At 41.6% G+C, this 16,832-nt stretch carries 20 protein-coding genes; 17 read left to right on the top strand and 3 right to left on the bottom strand.

Annotation, left to right across the window (positions count from 1 at the left end; translation table 11 throughout):
• The first annotated feature begins 42 nt into the window (after positions 1–42).
• The gene (locus tag V7K31_RS07465; RefSeq protein WP_335093513.1) at positions 43–414 is read left to right on the top strand and encodes a hypothetical protein; all 372 of its coding nucleotides are present in this window, start codon (positions 43–45) and stop codon (positions 412–414) included.
• A gap of 42 nt (positions 415–456) precedes the next feature.
• On the opposite strand, the gene V7K31_RS07460 is transcribed toward V7K31_RS07465, so the two are convergent.
• Positions 457–888 (bottom strand): hypothetical protein, encoded by a 432-nt coding sequence (locus tag V7K31_RS07460; protein ID WP_335093512.1) that lies wholly within the window; start codon positions 886–888, stop codon positions 457–459.
• 389 nt (positions 889–1,277) lie between these two features.
• Here V7K31_RS07460 and V7K31_RS07455 point away from each other — a divergent pair, with 389 nt between their 5' ends.
• The 13 genes from V7K31_RS07455 to V7K31_RS07395 all read left to right on the top strand — a co-directional run bounded on the left by V7K31_RS07455 (position 1,278) and on the right by V7K31_RS07395 (position 12,505).
• Positions 1,278–1,628: a hypothetical protein gene (locus tag V7K31_RS07455; protein WP_335093578.1), complete on the top strand. Its 351-nt coding sequence runs from the start codon at positions 1,278–1,280 to the stop codon at positions 1,626–1,628.
• Positions 1,629–1,809: 181 nt separating this feature from the next.
• The gene (locus V7K31_RS07450) at positions 1,810–3,951 is read left to right on the top strand and encodes a pentapeptide repeat-containing protein (RefSeq protein ID WP_335093510.1); all 2,142 of its coding nucleotides are present in this window, start codon (positions 1,810–1,812) and stop codon (positions 3,949–3,951) included.
• Between the two features lie 118 nt (positions 3,952–4,069).
• Entirely contained in the window at positions 4,070–4,561 is a 492-nt protein-coding gene (locus V7K31_RS07445) for a hypothetical protein (protein WP_335093508.1), read from the top strand.
• Positions 4,562–4,705: 144 nt separating this feature from the next.
• Positions 4,706–4,912 carry a hypothetical protein gene (locus V7K31_RS07440; RefSeq protein ID WP_335093577.1) on the top strand — a complete coding sequence of 69 codons (207 nt, stop codon included), beginning with the start codon at positions 4,706–4,708 and terminating at the stop codon, positions 4,910–4,912.
• A 225-nt stretch (positions 4,913–5,137) separates the two neighbouring features.
• Positions 5,138–6,394, top strand: a complete 1,257-nt coding sequence (locus V7K31_RS07435) for a GNAT family N-acetyltransferase (protein WP_335093507.1) — start codon at positions 5,138–5,140, stop codon at positions 6,392–6,394.
• Position 6,395: 1 nt separating this feature from the next.
• Positions 6,396–6,872: a Holliday junction resolvase RuvX gene (gene ruvX, locus V7K31_RS07430; protein ID WP_335093506.1), complete on the top strand. Its 477-nt coding sequence runs from the start codon at positions 6,396–6,398 to the stop codon at positions 6,870–6,872.
• 141 nt (positions 6,873–7,013) lie between these two features.
• Positions 7,014–7,586, top strand: coding sequence for a DUF3727 domain-containing protein (locus V7K31_RS07425; protein ID WP_335093505.1), 573 nt, complete (start codon positions 7,014–7,016; stop codon positions 7,584–7,586).
• 262 nt (positions 7,587–7,848) lie between these two features.
• Complete coding sequence (locus V7K31_RS07420) at positions 7,849–8,475, top strand: hypothetical protein (RefSeq protein WP_335093504.1); 627 nt, start codon at positions 7,849–7,851, stop codon at positions 8,473–8,475.
• Positions 8,476–8,528: 53 nt separating this feature from the next.
• Positions 8,529–9,068 (top strand): YqeG family HAD IIIA-type phosphatase, encoded by a 540-nt coding sequence (locus V7K31_RS07415; protein ID WP_335093503.1) that lies wholly within the window; start codon positions 8,529–8,531, stop codon positions 9,066–9,068.
• A 257-nt stretch (positions 9,069–9,325) separates the two neighbouring features.
• Entirely contained in the window at positions 9,326–10,435 is a 1,110-nt protein-coding gene (gene proB, locus V7K31_RS07410; RefSeq protein ID WP_335093502.1) for a glutamate 5-kinase, read from the top strand.
• Between the two features lie 52 nt (positions 10,436–10,487).
• Positions 10,488–11,075 carry a Uma2 family endonuclease gene (locus V7K31_RS07405; protein ID WP_335093501.1) on the top strand — a complete coding sequence of 196 codons (588 nt, stop codon included), beginning with the start codon at positions 10,488–10,490 and terminating at the stop codon, positions 11,073–11,075.
• Positions 11,076–11,245: 170 nt separating this feature from the next.
• Complete coding sequence (locus tag V7K31_RS07400; protein ID WP_335093500.1) at positions 11,246–11,680, top strand: hypothetical protein; 435 nt, start codon at positions 11,246–11,248, stop codon at positions 11,678–11,680.
• A gap of 18 nt (positions 11,681–11,698) precedes the next feature.
• Positions 11,699–12,505, top strand: a complete 807-nt coding sequence (locus tag V7K31_RS07395; RefSeq protein WP_335093499.1) for a hypothetical protein — start codon at positions 11,699–11,701, stop codon at positions 12,503–12,505.
• A gap of 121 nt (positions 12,506–12,626) precedes the next feature.
• On the opposite strand, the gene V7K31_RS07390 is transcribed toward V7K31_RS07395, so the two are convergent.
• Positions 12,627–13,595 carry an ROK family protein gene (locus V7K31_RS07390; protein ID WP_335093498.1) on the bottom strand — a complete coding sequence of 323 codons (969 nt, stop codon included), beginning with the start codon at positions 13,593–13,595 and terminating at the stop codon, positions 12,627–12,629.
• A 111-nt stretch (positions 13,596–13,706) separates the two neighbouring features.
• Between V7K31_RS07390 and V7K31_RS07385 the strand changes: the two genes are divergently transcribed.
• A complete protein-coding gene (locus V7K31_RS07385; protein ID WP_335093497.1) occupies positions 13,707–13,928 on the top strand; it encodes a hypothetical protein in 222 nt (73 codons plus the stop codon).
• 145 nt (positions 13,929–14,073) lie between these two features.
• Here V7K31_RS07385 and V7K31_RS07380 read toward each other — a convergent pair whose 3' ends face one another.
• A complete protein-coding gene (locus V7K31_RS07380) occupies positions 14,074–14,826 on the bottom strand; it encodes a Mut7-C RNAse domain-containing protein (RefSeq protein ID WP_335093496.1) in 753 nt (250 codons plus the stop codon).
• Between the two features lie 443 nt (positions 14,827–15,269).
• Between V7K31_RS07380 and V7K31_RS07375 the strand changes: the two genes are divergently transcribed.
• Together V7K31_RS07375 and V7K31_RS07370 are read left to right on the top strand one after the other, a co-directional pair.
• Complete coding sequence (locus V7K31_RS07375) at positions 15,270–15,419, top strand: hypothetical protein (protein WP_335093495.1); 150 nt, start codon at positions 15,270–15,272, stop codon at positions 15,417–15,419.
• Between the two features lie 276 nt (positions 15,420–15,695).
• Positions 15,696–16,673 carry a sucrase ferredoxin gene (locus V7K31_RS07370; RefSeq protein ID WP_335093494.1) on the top strand — a complete coding sequence of 326 codons (978 nt, stop codon included), beginning with the start codon at positions 15,696–15,698 and terminating at the stop codon, positions 16,671–16,673.
• The last annotated feature ends 159 nt before the right edge of the window (positions 16,674–16,832 follow it).

Raw genomic sequence — 16,832 nt, 5'->3', positions numbered from 1 at the left:
AAAATCGCTATCCTAGAAGGAGAGCAGGACGACATTTAAAAAATGAGCTTTAAGTCATTTCAATTGAATCTTTTAAATCTCCGCCCTTGGCTCACCCTGCTGGCAGTTATTTGGTTACTGGCATCACTGGGCTTGGGTTGGTTAGTTAATTCGTTGCTAATTATTTTCGGGTTGTTGTTGCTGGCACCCATTGTGGCTTTTTTTGGCTTTCGTTGGTGGCTGCGACGCAACTTGGTTGCGGATCAGTGTCCCGTCTGTGAATATGAATTTACAGGTTTAAATAACAGTCAGTTGCAGTGTCCTAACTGTGGGGAGTCACTGTTAGTACAAAATAGTCATTTTCAGCGCTTCACACCAGAAGGCACAATTGATATCACTGCTATCGAAGTTCCAGCCCAATCACTGGAAGATTAGTCATTGGTCATTAGTCATTAGTAAATAACAAAGGACAAATGACTATTTATTTTTTTGCGAGATTGAGAGGGTGTAGCTATACTCTCGTTTGGATAGTTCGCCCACATATAGCGAGTATTTTCCTGCCTGCCAGTAACCAGACTGTTCCGACTTACCTCCAGAGTAACTATCTGCTAGTACACAAAAGCGACCCCCAGGCCCGTCGATCAATAGCGTTGACTTGCCTTGACTCTCTACTGTTAATCGCAAATAAGGTAGTGACTCTGTAACCTGAATAACTTGATTAGGTTCAGTGGTAATATTGCCACAATTACTTTTGACAGTTCCCCCAGACTTTCCGTTCAAAATCAATGGATCTGGTTGGAAATTCCGATTAATTTTGATCTCTGGTGTCTGTGCCAAATTAGCCTCAGTGAAAACCAAACTCATTGCCAAAGCTGTGGGAACAATTGCAAGTAGCCTAAGCGTCTTCATTTTAATTAATGCTCTAGATTTTTTAGAGCAATATTGTTATACAGTAGTGATTTAATTGACGACAGCAATCCATCTTGGTTCCAAAAGCTGTTGTATAAGCTAATACCATTGACTTAATGATTGTTTGTGAAGATTTCAGGTGTGTAGAAACCATCAATCGTCCAGATTAGCTATGTTTTGTGGCACTTTTGCACCAAAATATTTCACCGTATATTCCGCACTTCAATCCTGAACACGCTAGTAATCTAAAAATCATCATAATAAATTTTATCTGTCCAGAAAGTTATTGCACATACAGACATTAGCTAAAATCACTAAGACAACCACCAAAAATAGAATTTGGTTGGTCTGTTATTGAATAAGTGACTTAGCTGAGGTAGAAAAGATTGATGAATCCTCAACCAGAAGAAGACTTACAGCGTCGCCTCGATAAGTTAGAGGCAGAGATTAATTTCCCACCTGGGGTGGTTCCCCAATCACAGGAACAAAAACAAAAACAAACACCTCAGTCTGTTTTTGCCAACTTGAACTTGCAACTGGAGCGATTTCAGATTTGGTTCAACAGCTTATCTGGGGTAAAAAAGCTGGTAGTTTCGGGTGTGACGGTGCTAGTGGGCTTGGCGATGCTGCAAACAGTGTTTAAACTGGTTGCATCTGTAATCAGTCTGGCACTTTTGGCAGTGTTAGTGTATGTTGGATACAAATTTTTTGTGTCTAGTAGCTTTCAACGTAAGCAATAAGTTGATATGCCTTTAGTTTGCACTCTGCCCGGAGTTATGAGAGTCAGGAGCCACAAAACAAAAGGCTCCTGGCCTCTGTCTCCTAAATTCTATTTCAAGATGCTTTCTTTTTGCCGATTAGCTTAGTCTATTTTAATTGTGCCGATCGCGGCGTAGAAATAATATCAAAGGGAATTATGTTATGACGTCACCAATTGTCAGGAGAAGTACTAATCAATCTCATCAGTCAAAAGAACCGGAAAGAGCCAAGTCGCTGTTGCTAGCAAGTAGGCGTTTTGCAGCTTGGGCGGCTGAAATCACACTAGTGGTTACTAGTGGGTTGATTCCCTTCGGCATTGGTGTCTATGCCAATTCGAGAAGCGATCTGAACCGAGTACCGCTTAACCCCGTGCTGATAGTAACAGAAAGAGCGATCGCCAGACCCCTGGCTCTGCCTGTGAGCTATGGCATCCCTAACGTCGCATGGCCGACTAATATTTTATGGACAATTGCCCTGTTAGCGCCTGTAACTCTCTCGTGGTGGCAATTGTATTTACTGGCTAAGACGGGTAGTACAATTCCTAAACGTTGGTTAAAACTCCGGGTTGTCAACGAGCAAGGGACACCGCCCGGTTTGGGGGCAGTTGTGATGAGAGAAGGAGTTGGGCGTTGGACTGTACCCATTTCCATCGCTTATCTGCTGTGGCGCTACAGCTTTGCTTTTCCGAATTTAGGATTATTCACATTTTTGTCTTTGTTAATGATTGTGGGTGAAGGCATCGGCTTACCGTCGCGCCGAGGACGTCGCGCACTGCATGATCAACTTGCAGGCACTTATACAATAGATGGACTCTTAGCTAGCAACAGACAAGCTGAGTTTGCTGACGGTAATGATCAAGCAGAAGAATGGCAGGAGGGAAATGAAGAATTAGCAGTACCTCAAACCAACAACTCGCCTAATCTGTGGCGGCGGATACAGCAAAATCCTAATCTTATCTTGTTTGGGGTAGGGCTTACGAGTATGACTGCTGTGCTGGCAACTTTAATTGGCACTCAAGTTTATATCCAAATTCAACAATCCCAGCGAGCAACTAAGCAAATCAACAGCCAACAGTTTCTTGAACTCGTAAAACAAGCGACTTCCAACTCTGGGGCGACTAATAAGGAGCGTGAAACTGCAATTTTAGCTATGGGTGGTCTTGATGACCCACAGTCGATTAAATTTCTGGCGGATCTGTTGGTTAGCGAAACCAACCCTAGCCTCTTGGATACGATTCAACAAGCTTTGACAACTATCGGGCCGAAAGCCATCCCCGAATTAAAAAATAAGAATCAGTTTTTGGTGGGTGAACTGGAGACTGTGGGTAGCACTACAACCCAAGAGCGAGAATTGCAGCAAGGGCGGCTACAAAGAAACCAGAGGACGATCAACAAGATTCTCTCTGTTTACAGTGGTAAAATTGAGGGCGTTGATCTTAGTCGCACCCAATTAGGTCAAAGCGGTACTCCAGGAAATTCCTTCTTCAACTTGGTATTAGACAACGTTGATTTATCAGGAGTTAAGTTAAAATCTGCAAATCTTAACCAAGCCAGTTTGAAGGGTAGCCGCTTTCGGGGCGTGGGTGAAGATGGACGCTGGGATACCTACGACGATGCGATCGCTGATTTAAGTCAAGCTCAGTTACAGCAAGCCAATCTTACTGATGCTAATCTCAGTCGCGTCTTGATGAACCGTATCGATTTGAGCCGCGCCACTCTCAACAGAGCTAACTTATCAAACGCGCGTCTATTTGACGCTAAACTCAACAGCACTCAACTAGTAGGAGCCGATCTCCGAAACGCAGTCTTGGAAAGAGCCAGCTTGACTGGAGCCGATTTAGGCGATGCCAACTTGAACGAAGCTAATCTATACGCCGCGCGTTTAGGTCGCGTCAGTGCTATAGGAACGCAATTATCCTTTGCCAACTTAACTAATACTGATTGGCAAGGGGCAGATTTATCAGGAGCCTATTTGGATCGTGCTAATCTCAGCAATGCTAATCTTAGCGCTACTCGTCTAACTGGTGCTGTTTTGCGTTCTGCCCAGATGGAAAACGTTAATTTGCAAAATGCCGACCTGAGTCTTGCAGATTTACGAGGGGCAAATGTCGCCGGAGCCGATTTCAAGGGGGCAATTATCGCCCCTACTAAACAAGATCCAGCAGATCAATTTGTCCAAACCCCAGATTTAGGGTCAGTATCTGCCGTAGTCCAAGGGGTTGATTTTTCTCAAGCCAAAAATTTAGATTCCAAACAATTAGCATACATTTGTACTCAAGGAGGCATTCATCCGCGTTGTCCGTAGAATGAGAGGGTGAGCAGAGGGGCAGGAAATAACCAATGCCCCATGACAAATAACAAATGACTAATGACTAATGACTAATGACTAATGACTAATGACAAAATGGTGTGAGGAGTCGGTTATGAAGTATATTCCATATTTGGTTTCAGTTTTGGGGGCTGGTTTGGTCTTGAGTCTGGCGAGTACTAAACCAGTGCAAGCTCAAGTAGCCTATGGCAGTTATATCGGTATAGGCCCTGCTATTGGTATTACCGATGGTATCCAACTCGGAGGGGTTATAGCGGGACGCTACAAGCTTTTGGAAGCACCAATTTCACTCCGCGCCCAAGTGTTAATTGGTAATAATACGGCAGTTGTACCAACGGTTTCCTACGATTTCCCCCTCAACTGGCAAGCTGATGTCTACCTGGGTGCTGGGTTAGTGTTGGCTGGTGGTGGTGGATCTTCTCCTGTGGGTGACAAGATTAGTTTTGCTTTACAACCGGGCATTGATTATATGATCCCAAATAGCAATACTGTCCTTTTTGGCAACGCCATCATCGCTTTTGATGCCTACCGTGATAGCAGTGGTACAGCCGTCTCCGTACAAGGTGGTATTGGTTTGAGATTTTAATGGGCAGATGAAAACCTGACAGCGATCGCTATCCCGAAAAAGCGTTAAACTTCATTGCAAATTCAGAAGTTAGTCCAAACAACGTGATATTTTTTGGTCATGAAGAGAAACAGCACAGGATTAACACAGGAGAACACAGTGGCAATGGAATCAAATTTATTAACAGATGCGATCGCAGATGAAGTGAATCAAGATTTCAGTGAATATGTCGCCAATCTGCAACTTCACATGACTCTGCAAGCTCGCAATCTTGTTCCAACACTGAAACAAACACTGGTAGATAGTCGCCACCAATTACTCCATCAAACCCAAGCCCACTTTGAAAAGCTAGTTTCTCGACAAGGGCTATAAAAAATATATCCAAATTTTAATCAAAATTCCAATAAAATAGAGGCAGATGTTGTTGGGTCAATGCCAATAGTCTTCTCACAAGGTCTGCTTTTTCAAGAAGCAGCAATAAGTCCAAGTCGCGCACTCTAGATAATTATAGTTAACTACGATCAAGTTTCTAAGAGCAGCAAAAACTAGTTAAGATAATTGCAGCAGTCCCTTTGAAGAGCAGTTAGTTAAGGCTAAATGGCGGCTCGAATTAAAATGACTTCATTACTTCCCCGAAACCTCAGCGTTGTTATCCGACCAGTCCAATACCGGGATCTGGACGGTATTGAGCGCATAACTCAAGAGTCATTCGCAGCCCTCACTCCCAAGGGAGCAGGTTTTGCCATCAGCCAGATGCTCATGTTGCGTCGCTGGTATGGATTACTCAAATTTTTGAGTTGGTTTCCTAACCCGCTACAGTATCGCCTTTGTGCCTACGTTGCAGAGCAAGGGCGAATGCTTCTAGGAATGATTCAAGTGTCACCGTTTAACCGGACACGCAGTACTTGGCGGATTGATCAAGTGCTCTTGGAGCGTGGTGTCGATAAACAAGGAATTGGCTCGCAACTTTTGCGTCATTGCTTTGAATCGATTTTGGAAGCTCGCACTTGGCTACTGGAAGTTAACATCAACGACATTGAGGCGCTGGCACTATATCGACAAAATGGATTCCAGCGTCTGGCAGAAATGACATACTGGGAAATTGGCCCAGAATTACTGGTTGAATTGGCACAAGCAGAGCCAGATTTGCCCAACCTCTTGCCAGTGAGCAATGCTGATGCCCAGTTACTATATCAGCTAGATACAGCATCAATGCCACCTTTGGTACGCCAGGTTTTTGACCGCAACACCCGCGACTTTAAAACCAGTTTGTTCGGCGCTTTAACTGATGCAGTTACGCAATGGCTGACGAAAACAGAAGTGGTGAGTGGTTACGTATTTGAACCGCAACGCAAAGCTGCGATCGGCTATTTTCAGGTGCAACTTGACCGTAAGGGTGAAGTCCCCCACGCTGCAACGCTGACGGTTCATCCTGCTTACACCTGGCTGTATCCAGAATTACTATCTCAACTGGCTCGAATTGCTCAAGATTTTCCCCAGCAAGGGTTGCAACTAGCTTCCTCAGACTACCAGGCAGAGCGAGAAGAGTATTTGGAGCGAATTGGAGCAAAACGCATAGAACATACATTAGTTATGTCTCGCTCTGTGTGGCACAAGCTACGGGAGTCTAAATTCGTCTCCTTAGAAGGAATTCAGTGGACTGATATGCTGCAAGGTTTACAACCGGCACGTAAACCTATACCAGGTGGAATGTCATGGATACAACCACCAAAGTTGCCATCGTCAGATAAACCGTTGCAAAGCTTGTCAGAACCGATTAACTTTTCGGGAAAAAACCCGAGCATAGAACCATCGCCGATTCCGGAATCAGCAGATGCACAGCAGGAGAATTAGTGTGATATCCCCAGAGCAACCAAAACCGTTTATTTCAGCGTTGGGACTAGATTTTGGTGGCAAGCGTATTGGGATTGCAGGGTGCGATCGCACGGGGTTAATTGCCACGGGGATCACCACAATTGAGCGCACATATTTTGAGCGGGATGTCGAGCAAATCCGACAAATAGTTAATGAACGCGAGGTGCAAATTCTAGTTATGGGCTTACCTTATTCAATGGATGGCTCACTAGGATTTCAGGCGCGTCAAGTTCAAAAATTTACTATAAGACTTGCTAAAGCACTGAAACTGCCTGTGGAATATATGGACGAGCGATTAACTTCATTTCAAGCAGAGCAACTGCTGATAGCTGAGAACCGCTCCCCGTCACGCCATAAAGGTTTGATTGACCGCAAGGCAGCCGCTTTGATTTTGCAACAATGGCTGGATGTTAAGCGTGCCAGTTCCCGCAGTTCAGTGGCGGCTATTGAATATTGATACCTTTTAACATGATATTCTGAAAACGATTAGCCAGCAGTTGGATCTACGTGTAAAGCTATTTAATTAACATAATATGTGATTAAGTAGTTAAGCGATTTTGAAACTTGCTGGTATTTATTAAATTTCTACATTTCGGCTATGTTTCCCTCCCCATTTCCTGAAGAAAATGATAACGATCATGCGGGTTCCATCACTTTAACCGATGACAAAGGGCGATCGCTCGAATGTTACATAGAGCATTCCCTGGAGGTAGATGGGCAAGAATATGTTTTACTTCTTCCTGTAGACTCACCTGTAGAAATTTTTTCTTGGGAAGGTGAGGGTGAGGAAGAAGAGGCGGTTCTGGTAGAAGATGACAGCACTATTGAGCAAATTTTTGCCACTGCTCAAGCGGTACTATCTGAGCAGAACCTGATATTGAAGAACACAGCCTATGCTTTGACAGTCGCAGGTGATTTACCGCCAGTTGAAGAATCAGAACTCTTTACCTTAGAAATTGAAGATGAAGAGGCAGATTTAGAGCCAGAGCAATTACAGCTACTCGCTAGCTTCTATGATGAAGATCAGGAGTATGCAATTTATACACCCCTCGATCCCTTGTTGTTTTTTGCACGGATATCAAAAACAGGTGAACCGGAATTACTCTCTCCAGAGGAGTTTCGCAAAGTGCAACCTCTGTTAGAGGAACATCTTTTTAATGAAGTCGAATAAGATTAAAAATTCAAAATGTTAAATTTTCATTTTGAATTTTTTAATCGGGAATTTTCATTGTAATCAAAATCTACTTAAACCTTTTACCATGTCCCTTTAAATGTGGAAGCAATGAAACATTGACACTAAATTGGGATAATTTATGTTGTTTAAGATTATGAAAAAAGCATTTTTGCAAGGATTTTCAATCTAAAATCCAAGTTGCGCTCTTAGCGCACCAAAAGTGTAACCTAAAATCCAAAATTGGCATGAGGTGCTGAAAATGGCTTATAGTGACTTTACATTAAGTAAATTTAAAAAATCATTCAGCATCCGCATTGATGAAGAAACTGATTTATGTGCTGACATAGAACCTTTAGAGGCAAGTGAGAAACTCAAAAATTCTTTAGAAGAAACTACAGAACTAGCTTTAGCAATTAATACTGAAAAAGCTCGTTCAGAAATGATTATCACTCCGATATTGTTGGAGGTAAGACGCAGGGCTAATTATCCAATTAGTTTATTTTCGGGAACAGATTTTAATGTAGATGCAGAAAACGGTCTGAATGGATATTGTGACTTTATCATCAGTCGTTCTAAAGAGCAACTAATAATTAATGTGCCTGTGGTGGTTATTATTGAAGCAAAAAATGAAAATATTAAAGGTGGATTAGGTCAATGTGCGGCGGCAATGTTGGCAGCACAATTGTTTAATCAACAAGAAGGAAATGAAATTAGGATAATTTACGGCGCGGTAACAACGGGGGATATTTGGAAGTTTTTGAAGTTAGAAGAAAACGATATATTTATTGATTTAAGTAATTATTACATCAAAGAAATAGATAAGATTTTAGGAATTTTATCTCAAAGTGTTCAGGGAGATATCCCAGGATGGAGTTCGACTAACTAAACTATATTGGGTTATGCTCATTTGTCTGAGCTATCTATATTTGACTGTTGACTATGACCTGGAACAATCTTTTACAGCCTGACTTGATTTTAGAAGGTTCAGTGTTGAACCTAACACCAGATATTATCCAAAAATACGGGCTTAAAGGGCTGGTATTGGATGTAGATGAAACTTTGGTACCCTTTAGAGTCGGGGTGGCTTCCCCAGAACTACGAGAGTGGGTGGAGCAAATTCGCACCTGTACTGCATTGTGCTTGGTAAGTAACAACCTGAGTGAAGCGCGAATTGGTGGAATTGCGCGATCGCTCAATCTACCTTACTATTTGGGTGCAGCCAAGCCTTCCCGACGCAAAATTAGGGCTGCACTTAGGGGAATGGATCTACCAGTGCATCAAGTGGGGATGGTAGGCGATCGCTTATTTACTGATGTTTTAGCAGGTAATCGCCTGGGGATGTTTACCATTTTAGTCGAACCGATTGTTCATGCAGATGCGGCTCTGCGATCGCATCCCATCCGCAACTTTGAAGTTTGGATATCAGAAATCTTAGGAGCCTCTATTACCCCCAAGAAAACTAAGATTCACAAAAGTTGATAAATCGTCAGGAAAGTAAATCTAAAGAAATGATTAAGGAATCTTATTGTTAGCCAAAAATCGGGGATCATAAGTATTAATAACATGGGATCAGCCAAAAAAGACCCTAAGCCATACTAAGTAAATATACATCCGTAGAGCGTCAACCTTCACTATAGAGGGATTGGCGCTTTACAAATTGAGTTAGGAGTTAGAAGTTATGAGTTATGAATTAAATTCAATTCCTAACTCCTCACTCCTAACTCCTCACTATTTAAATGCCACTAACAATTGTTGTCAAAATCGGCACTTCTAGCCTAACCCAACCAGAAACGGGACAATTAGCACTTTCTACCATCGCTACTTTGGCGGAAACACTTTGCCATTTAAGACGCCAAGGACATCGGGTAATTTTGGTTTCTTCTGGTGCTGTGGGGGTAGGTTGTGCGCGGTTGGGCTTAACTGAACGTCCCAAAGCGATCGCACTGAAACAGGCTGTAGCAGCAGTTGGACAAGGTAGGTTAATCCGGGTGTACGATGATTTATTTAGTATACTGCAACAGCCAATTGCCCAAGTATTACTGACTCGTAGTGATTTGGTACAGCGTAGCCGCTATCTGAACGTCTACAACACTTTTCAGGAACTACTGAGACTAGCAGTGATTCCCATAGTAAATGAAAATGATACCGTAGCAATAGACGAACTAAAATTTGGTGATAATGACACCCTTTCGGCATTGGTTGCCAGCTTAGTAGAAGCAGATTGGTTATTTTTGCTCACCGATGTCGATCGGCTGTACTCAGCTGATCCGCGTTCCGTACCAGATGCGCGACCGATCGCTTTAGTTAGTAGCATTAAAGAATTAGCTCAATTACAAATACAAACAGGTTCCCAAGGTTCTCAGTGGGGTACTGGTGGTATGGTGACAAAAATTTCGGCTGCGAGGATTGCGATCGCGGCGGGAGTGCGTACCGTAATTACCCAAGGGCGATTTCCCCGGAATATCGAAAAAATTATCCAAGGTGAACTGATTGGGACGCATTTTGAACCGCAACCTGAACCAACTTCAGCGCGTAAACGTTGGATAGCTTACGGACTTGTACCTGCGGGTAAATTGTATTTAGATGAAGGTGCGATCGCGGCAATTTCTCTAGCAGGAAAATCGTTATTAGCAGCTGGAATTAAGCTAGTAGAAGGAGAATTTGACACACAGGATGCTGTGCAATTGTGTGACAGCAACGGTAACGAAATTGCTAGAGGACTTGTGAATTACAACAGTGATGAACTGCAAAAGATTCGGGGGTTACATTCACGCGAAATTCCCACAATTTTAGGTTATGCGGGTGTAGAAACAGTTATTCATCGGGATAATTTGGTTTTGACATAAGATGGAAATGAGATAAATTTCGTTACTACTAACTGGGAGAGTAAAAAATATTATGACTCAAACGTTAGAAAATGCTGTTAACTTACCAGAAGAACAACGCTTCTATCGACGCGGGTTAAGTTGGGAACAATTCAAAGCGATTCAAGCCAGCTTTAAAAATGTACCGGGGGTGCGGTTGTTTTATTGTGATGGAGTCTTAGAAATAGTGACTATTGGTAAACCTCATGAGGTGATTAAGTGTTTAATTGCTGGACTACTGATTACTTATTTTGAAGTCAAAGGTATTGAATTTTTCCCAAGTGGGAGTTTTAGCCAGATTATTCCCAATATAGTAGAATATCAAGCTGACTTATCTTATTGCTTTGGAACCGACAAACCTGTATCAGACCTCTGCATTGAAGTAGTCATAACTAGCGGCAGTCCTATAAAGTTACAGAAGTACCAATTAATGGGAGTCCCTGAAGTTTGGTTTTGGGAAGATGGCACAATTGAAGTTTACTGCTTACGAGAACAAGAATATGAGAAAGTTGTTAAAAGTGAGTTTTTACCAGAATTAGATTTATCACTGCTCAATAGTTGTCTATTGTTATCCTCTCCCTTGGAAGCGATTAAGGAGTTTCGCCAGGGCATTCAGCAGTAATAGTCAGGTGAAACCATTAGCAATTCTTAAATCTCATCACATTCTTAGCCAGTTTTTCATAGACGAGCTTGTTTCGTGAAGACTCCATAAACTATCCTTACCGTGCGGTAGTATAAGTATGTTTAGAATTTAACTTTGCTAATCAATACACATCCGCATCTGCTAACTATATGGATCTGAGTAATATACCGAAACCTATTTGGTACGCCCTTACTGGATTTCTCTTGTTGACTATAGGCTATGGCGCCGCAACTCACGTTCCAGGGCTGAATGGCTCAGATAAAGAAAGCGCTGAAAATAAACCTTCTACAGTACTAGACTCAAGCAGTGTAAAAGTTAGCGTTTTTGATGAAGCAACTCAAGTTCCTATAGTTGGAGCAAAAGTAATAATGGAATCTGAAGGTGGGTCTGATACAGATACAACTGATAATTTAGGTGCTTTCCGAGTTCAAATACCAACTACAGATTACGTTAAAGTTCGCATATATAAAAATTATTGTGAGCCTTATAAACAGGACTTAAATTTGAAAAGTAACCCTGATAGACCTAAATCTATTTTATTGAAATGCTCAGTACCTCAAAAGAAATCTACGCCTAATAGTTAACTTTTTCAGTATCCTTAAATGTTATCACTGCGCCAGCATTTTCAGCGGATTAAAGAAATAGTTGACTGGAGTTGGACACTAGCCATATTGTGTATGGTCGGTTATATAACTCTTGGACAACTCGCTCAATTATACTGGGCTATGGTGGTGTTTGGAGGATTAGCCGGTAGCTTCGGTCTATTTTATGAATTTTCTTGTGAAAAACTAGCAGATTTAAATGCTATTGAGGATACATACAAACTTCAAAAGATAATTGCGACCTCAGCTTTGGCTCAAGATTTACTTGGGAAATTCGCTCACAGAAACCCTGAGATTAAAAATCAGTTTCCTGCTTTTGATCAACTAAGATATCAAGTCAGCAACATCAGAGCTACTTCTGCCGCTAAATTCAAACAACGGGTTCATCAACAAACAAAGACATCTTCTCAAAGCTCAACTCAACCACCCTATCAAAAACCAGTACAACCAACTCCCCCATACGCGCCACCAATAAGGGAAGCACAACCTCCTCTAAAAAAGGCAACTCAGCCGCAGCCTCAAAAACCAGCAGAGTCAACTCCCCCATACACGCCGCCGAAAAGGGAAGCACAACCTCCTCTAAAAAAGACAACTCAGCCACAGTCTCAAAAACCAGCAGAGTCAACTCCCCCATACGCGCCACCAAAAAGGGAAGCACAACCTCCTCTAAAAAAGGCAACTCAGCCAAAGATTAGTCTAGAAGAGTATAAGAGAATTTTAAATAAAAGTGATTATGTACCTGTCAAGCCTCATTTGAGAAACGGTCATTGGGTGAGGGGACATTACAGGCGGAAACCAAAAAGGTAATCATTTCTCCAGAGCTTACTATGTATGTTATGGATAAGAGCTTCGCTTGATAGCTTTTAGTCAAAGAATCTAATAACTAACGCAAAAAAAAACTACAAAAAAGCGATCGCCTTCTTACCTTTCAAGCCATCTCCATTTCTGCTAAAGCCACACCACCCCACAATGGCGCATCATCACCCAGCACCGCCGGCACAATTTCAAAATCAACCTCCGGTAAAGCCGTCTCCCGCGCCACCCGTTGCAGCACCTGCCAAAAATCCGCCCCCGCCTTTGTCACACCACCTCCTAAAACAAAGCGCTGCGGATTCATCAAGTTCGCCACATTGCCAATACCCACACCCAGCGCCCAAGCAGCTTTATACAAAACTTCCTTAGCCAAATCATCACCAGCCGCCGCCGCTTCACTTACCAACTGCCCCGTCAGCAACATTAAATTATCCCCCACCAAACCTCTTAAAACCTCTCCATCTCTGAGTCCTCCGCGCCTCTGCGGTTCGTTTTCCAAAATTTCCCTAACATTTTGCGCCATATAAGGCCCCGACGCCAAACGTTCCACACATCCCCGCTTACCACACAAACACACTGGACCAGCAGGATCTACAACGATATGTCCGATTTCGCCAGCCATCCCACCAGCACCCCGCCAAGGCTGGCCGTTGAGTATCCAACCACCACCCACGCCAGTGCTAACAGTTATGTAAAACAGGCTATCGTATCCCTGTCCTGCACCAAAGCGGTGTTCTCCCAAAGCAGCAACGTTAGCATCATTATCTACACCAACACTCACACCAAACTCATCCTCCAACAACCCTTTGAGGGGAATATTTTCCCATCCAGCGACATGATGAGATAGTCGCACCATCCCCGTGGAAGCATCTACTGGGCCGCCAAAGCTGACACCGATCGCAGCAGGTTTTGTGTCTTTTAGCAGCGAGTTAATGAGCGATCGCATAATTTCCAAGTCGGTGCTAGCATCTGCACCTACTGGCGAGAGACGACGTTCATAACGCAACCACTTTCTAGAACCAATATTTACCAATGCAGCCGCCAGTTTAGTTCCGCCAAAATCGAGAGCTAGGATAAATGCCACAGTCTTTTATACTCCTTTTATACCATCACAAGACAAGGTTTCTCTCTGAGGAAAGATGTTTGCGATCAAGATACATTTAACACTAGAGAAAACTAGATGATTTAGCAACTTATGACTACCGAGCAACCAAAACCACTTATTGATTTATCTCACGCTAAAGAACCTCCTGAGTCTATTGATATCGATAAAGCTCAAGAGGCAGATCCCATTGAACCTGAAGAAGTTAGTGGACAGAGTAAGCAAAACCCCACTCCTGATGATTTGGATCGCCAAGATGAAGATCCCAGAATCGGGGGTACTCAAATAATTAGTGCCAATCTTTCAGGTAGTTAATAATTGGCATTACTAAGGAACGTAGATTAAATAAAATGGAAAACTTCATCCTGTCTCTAGCCTCCCTCTCCTTTATAAGAAGAGGGATTGAGGGTGAGGTAAGCCAGGGAGATAAATTGTATGTTATTTAATTCTTACTCCTAACTTACTCATCTCTTTGTGAGTTAAGTACTTCATCAATAAACTCTTGTAATCGTTCATAATGCGACCCTTTCCAATAAATGCGATCGCAGTCTTGACAACGCTGGAATTGAGCAATCTGCGCTCGCACATTTTCTGGTACTTGCTCAATAATGGATTGCTTATCTACAGATTCTAATAATCCATTACAGCGCAAACACCGTTTAAATGGTGCAATTAATTCAAATAAGTCGAAGCGTTGCAGTACTTCTATGATTTGTTGTTGAGGGTTAGTGCTTCTAACATAATACCCGTGCTTTACCAAACTACGCATCAATAGACCTTTATCACGAGTCAAGAGAATCCGCGCTTGGCTGGAGGATATTTGGGCTAATTTCTCATCCTCGTAGTCATTACGGTATAAAGTATCAAAACCTAAAAGTCGTAGAGATGTCGCAAGCTTCCCCAAATGAATATCTAAAACAAAGCGGATAATATTGAGCGGTTTTGGCAGAACAAAAACGCTTGGTATAATAACACTCCTAGCTGAAATTGGATAAACATTGATAGTATCTCCATCCGAAACAATGTAAGAAAAATTTACATATTCACCATTAACATTAATAAAATCAACTTCTGGATGAGGTATACCCAACGACTCAATCATGTCCTTAATTGAGGCTTTCTCGTCATAAAAATGAGAGATTCTTACCTGTTTGTGATGCCGTGGTAAAAAATGATTCAATTCTGCATGGAAGTAGAAATATGCGATCGCCATAGCTACAGATATTTGGATTAGTAAGTGCGCCCTTACTAGTAACAATTTGTCACAATTGCAAAAGTTTATCTATTATATTGAAAGTATCAATGCTTGTTCTAGTCAGCTATCTCTATTATAAAATGTCCGTTAACCTTGATTTAACCAACCTCATCGAGGCGACAAATTGTAAAGAAATTATAAAGATTATCAAATACTTGCATTTATTATTCACTTCAGCTACAGTCAAAGCAGATGCCTATCATCAAACCCTGACAAGAGCTTCAGGAAGTTAGATGAGATAAAGGGCTAAATACCAGGTTTGTTGATGTTAATGACGCTATTAATAATTAGTCACTAGTTTTGCTCATTAACTTATCGCGCATGGAGTAAGGGGTAGTAAAGCATTTACCCCTAATTTAATTATTTTTATTTTTCTCAGATAATTGAGAATATTTCGCAATATGTATAAATCTATAGATAAATTAAAAGCAGATAGTGTGGAAAAAGTCTTAAAACAGTATTGGCTTGCCAAAACAGCAACTTTTTATCAAGTAATATCTTTGATTTTGCCAAAAAAACCAACTTTAGAAAAGCCGAGTTTCAGCAAGTGAAAATTTATGAAATACCAGATAACTATAAAACTAGATACAAAATTAACGACGCTACTACGGAAAAATATCTCTTGAGACTGTTTATCTCTATTGTGGAGAATTTATTAACGGGGAAGAGGTTGATTAAAAATGATGTTATAAAATGGCTACCTAGTTTTAACTGGCAAATACATATTGTTCTTTTTTATCTCCTTAAGTTAAGGATATTGTAGCTAAGAACACAATTTTAGTTTCTAATACATTTTGTCCATAAAATACGCTAATGAGTATAGCTAGATGAATACTGTTTTTTGTTCTGAGAATTCACGGCAAGCAGGAGAAGATATTATTGGTAATGCCACCAATTACCAAACCTATATTTTAGTTGAGTGTCCTCTACCTTGGACATCAGAAGCCTTTAATTCTAAGTGGGTGCCCCAGAATTTGAGGATTTTGGTAGAAGAAGTGAAGCGTGCTAAACTACCAATTAGATTCCTCTTAATTGCTAATGATATATCACACAAAGTAAACTACACTACACTTTTGATTTATCAAAGAAAAGAGGGGCTGAGTAATGGTTTCTGTAAGCAAGAGTTTAAGCTAGCAAATATTGAGCAAGTAGCAGCAGTTGTCCAAAAATGCTTATGGGGTATCAATTCTAATTCTGAGCTAGAAACTAGTACAACTAGAGATATTTTAGTGTGTACCCACGGTAGCCATGATAAGTGCTGTGCCAGATATGGCGCTCCCTTTTACTTCAAGTTAACAGCGACTATTGCTGATTTGTGCTTGGATAATGTGCGAATTTGGAAATCATCGCACTTTGGTGGACATCGTTTTGCACCAACAGTTATAGACTTGCCAGAAGGAAGATATTACGGTGTTCTCGATCAAGATTCATTCAGATCGATTTTGACTCGAACTGGCGATATTCAATGCCTAAATAAAGTCTATCGAGGCTGGGGAATTCTGCCTGCTGCACTTCAGGTATTGGAAAAAGAGCTAATCCTCATTAACGGATGGGATTGGTTTAATTACAAAGTTGCAGCCAAAATTTTGGAGCAAAGTTTAGACAATAATACTATTCTGGGTGAACTAAGTTTTGAAAAGCCTTCTGGTTCTTTCTACACTTACCAGGCTAAACTTGTGAAAGATGAAACCAAGACTCAGCAACTGAAGAGTTCATGCAATGCTACACAAGAGTTGGTAGTTACTAAATATGCTGTAGATAGTCTCTGGCTTACCTCTAGTAAGGTCATGAGTTATAGTACATAAAAAGTGGAGATTTTTTAACGCCAAGGGACGCAAAGGGAAGCGCAAACTAACGCAGAGTATTGCTAAATTTAGTTCGCTACGAATTAATTAAATGCTGTATTTAGTATAACGCTGGACAAATTTGTAACAAAAGCTCTGCGTCCCTCTGCGGTTCCCTTT

Origin of the sequence: Nostoc sp. (assembly GCF_036917675.1) — a bacterium.
Classification (GTDB): Bacteria; Cyanobacteriota; Cyanobacteriia; order Cyanobacteriales; family Nostocaceae; genus Nostoc.
This window is presented reverse-complemented; position numbering and strand designations above follow the sequence as displayed.

What these genes read in the sequence shown, in the direction of transcription:
- V7K31_RS07465 (WP_335093513.1), top strand. Translation starts at nt 43, where the DNA reads ATGAGCTTTAAGTCATTTCAATTGAATCTTTTAAATCTCCGCCCTTGG.
- V7K31_RS07460 (WP_335093512.1), bottom strand. Translation starts at nt 888, where the DNA reads ATGAAGACGCTTAGGCTACTTGCAATTGTTCCCACAGCTTTGGCAATG.
- V7K31_RS07455 (WP_335093578.1), top strand. Translation starts at nt 1,278, where the DNA reads ATGAATCCTCAACCAGAAGAAGACTTACAGCGTCGCCTCGATAAGTTA.
- V7K31_RS07450 (WP_335093510.1), top strand. Translation starts at nt 1,810, where the DNA reads ATGACGTCACCAATTGTCAGGAGAAGTACTAATCAATCTCATCAGTCA.
- V7K31_RS07445 (WP_335093508.1), top strand. Translation starts at nt 4,070, where the DNA reads ATGAAGTATATTCCATATTTGGTTTCAGTTTTGGGGGCTGGTTTGGTC.
- V7K31_RS07440 (WP_335093577.1), top strand. Translation starts at nt 4,706, where the DNA reads ATGGAATCAAATTTATTAACAGATGCGATCGCAGATGAAGTGAATCAA.
- V7K31_RS07435 (WP_335093507.1), top strand. Translation starts at nt 5,138, where the DNA reads ATGGCGGCTCGAATTAAAATGACTTCATTACTTCCCCGAAACCTCAGC.
- V7K31_RS07425 (WP_335093505.1), top strand. Translation starts at nt 7,014, where the DNA reads ATGTTTCCCTCCCCATTTCCTGAAGAAAATGATAACGATCATGCGGGT.
- V7K31_RS07420 (WP_335093504.1), top strand. Translation starts at nt 7,849, where the DNA reads ATGGCTTATAGTGACTTTACATTAAGTAAATTTAAAAAATCATTCAGC.
- V7K31_RS07415 (WP_335093503.1), top strand. Translation starts at nt 8,529, where the DNA reads ATGACCTGGAACAATCTTTTACAGCCTGACTTGATTTTAGAAGGTTCA.
- proB (WP_335093502.1), top strand. Translation starts at nt 9,326, where the DNA reads ATGCCACTAACAATTGTTGTCAAAATCGGCACTTCTAGCCTAACCCAA.
- V7K31_RS07405 (WP_335093501.1), top strand. Translation starts at nt 10,488, where the DNA reads ATGACTCAAACGTTAGAAAATGCTGTTAACTTACCAGAAGAACAACGC.
- V7K31_RS07400 (WP_335093500.1), top strand. Translation starts at nt 11,246, where the DNA reads ATGGATCTGAGTAATATACCGAAACCTATTTGGTACGCCCTTACTGGA.
- V7K31_RS07395 (WP_335093499.1), top strand. Translation starts at nt 11,699, where the DNA reads ATGTTATCACTGCGCCAGCATTTTCAGCGGATTAAAGAAATAGTTGAC.
- V7K31_RS07385 (WP_335093497.1), top strand. Translation starts at nt 13,707, where the DNA reads ATGACTACCGAGCAACCAAAACCACTTATTGATTTATCTCACGCTAAA.
- V7K31_RS07380 (WP_335093496.1), bottom strand. Translation starts at nt 14,826, where the DNA reads ATGGCGATCGCATATTTCTACTTCCATGCAGAATTGAATCATTTTTTA.
- V7K31_RS07375 (WP_335093495.1), top strand. Translation starts at nt 15,270, where the DNA reads ATGTATAAATCTATAGATAAATTAAAAGCAGATAGTGTGGAAAAAGTC.
- V7K31_RS07370 (WP_335093494.1), top strand. Translation starts at nt 15,696, where the DNA reads ATGAATACTGTTTTTTGTTCTGAGAATTCACGGCAAGCAGGAGAAGAT.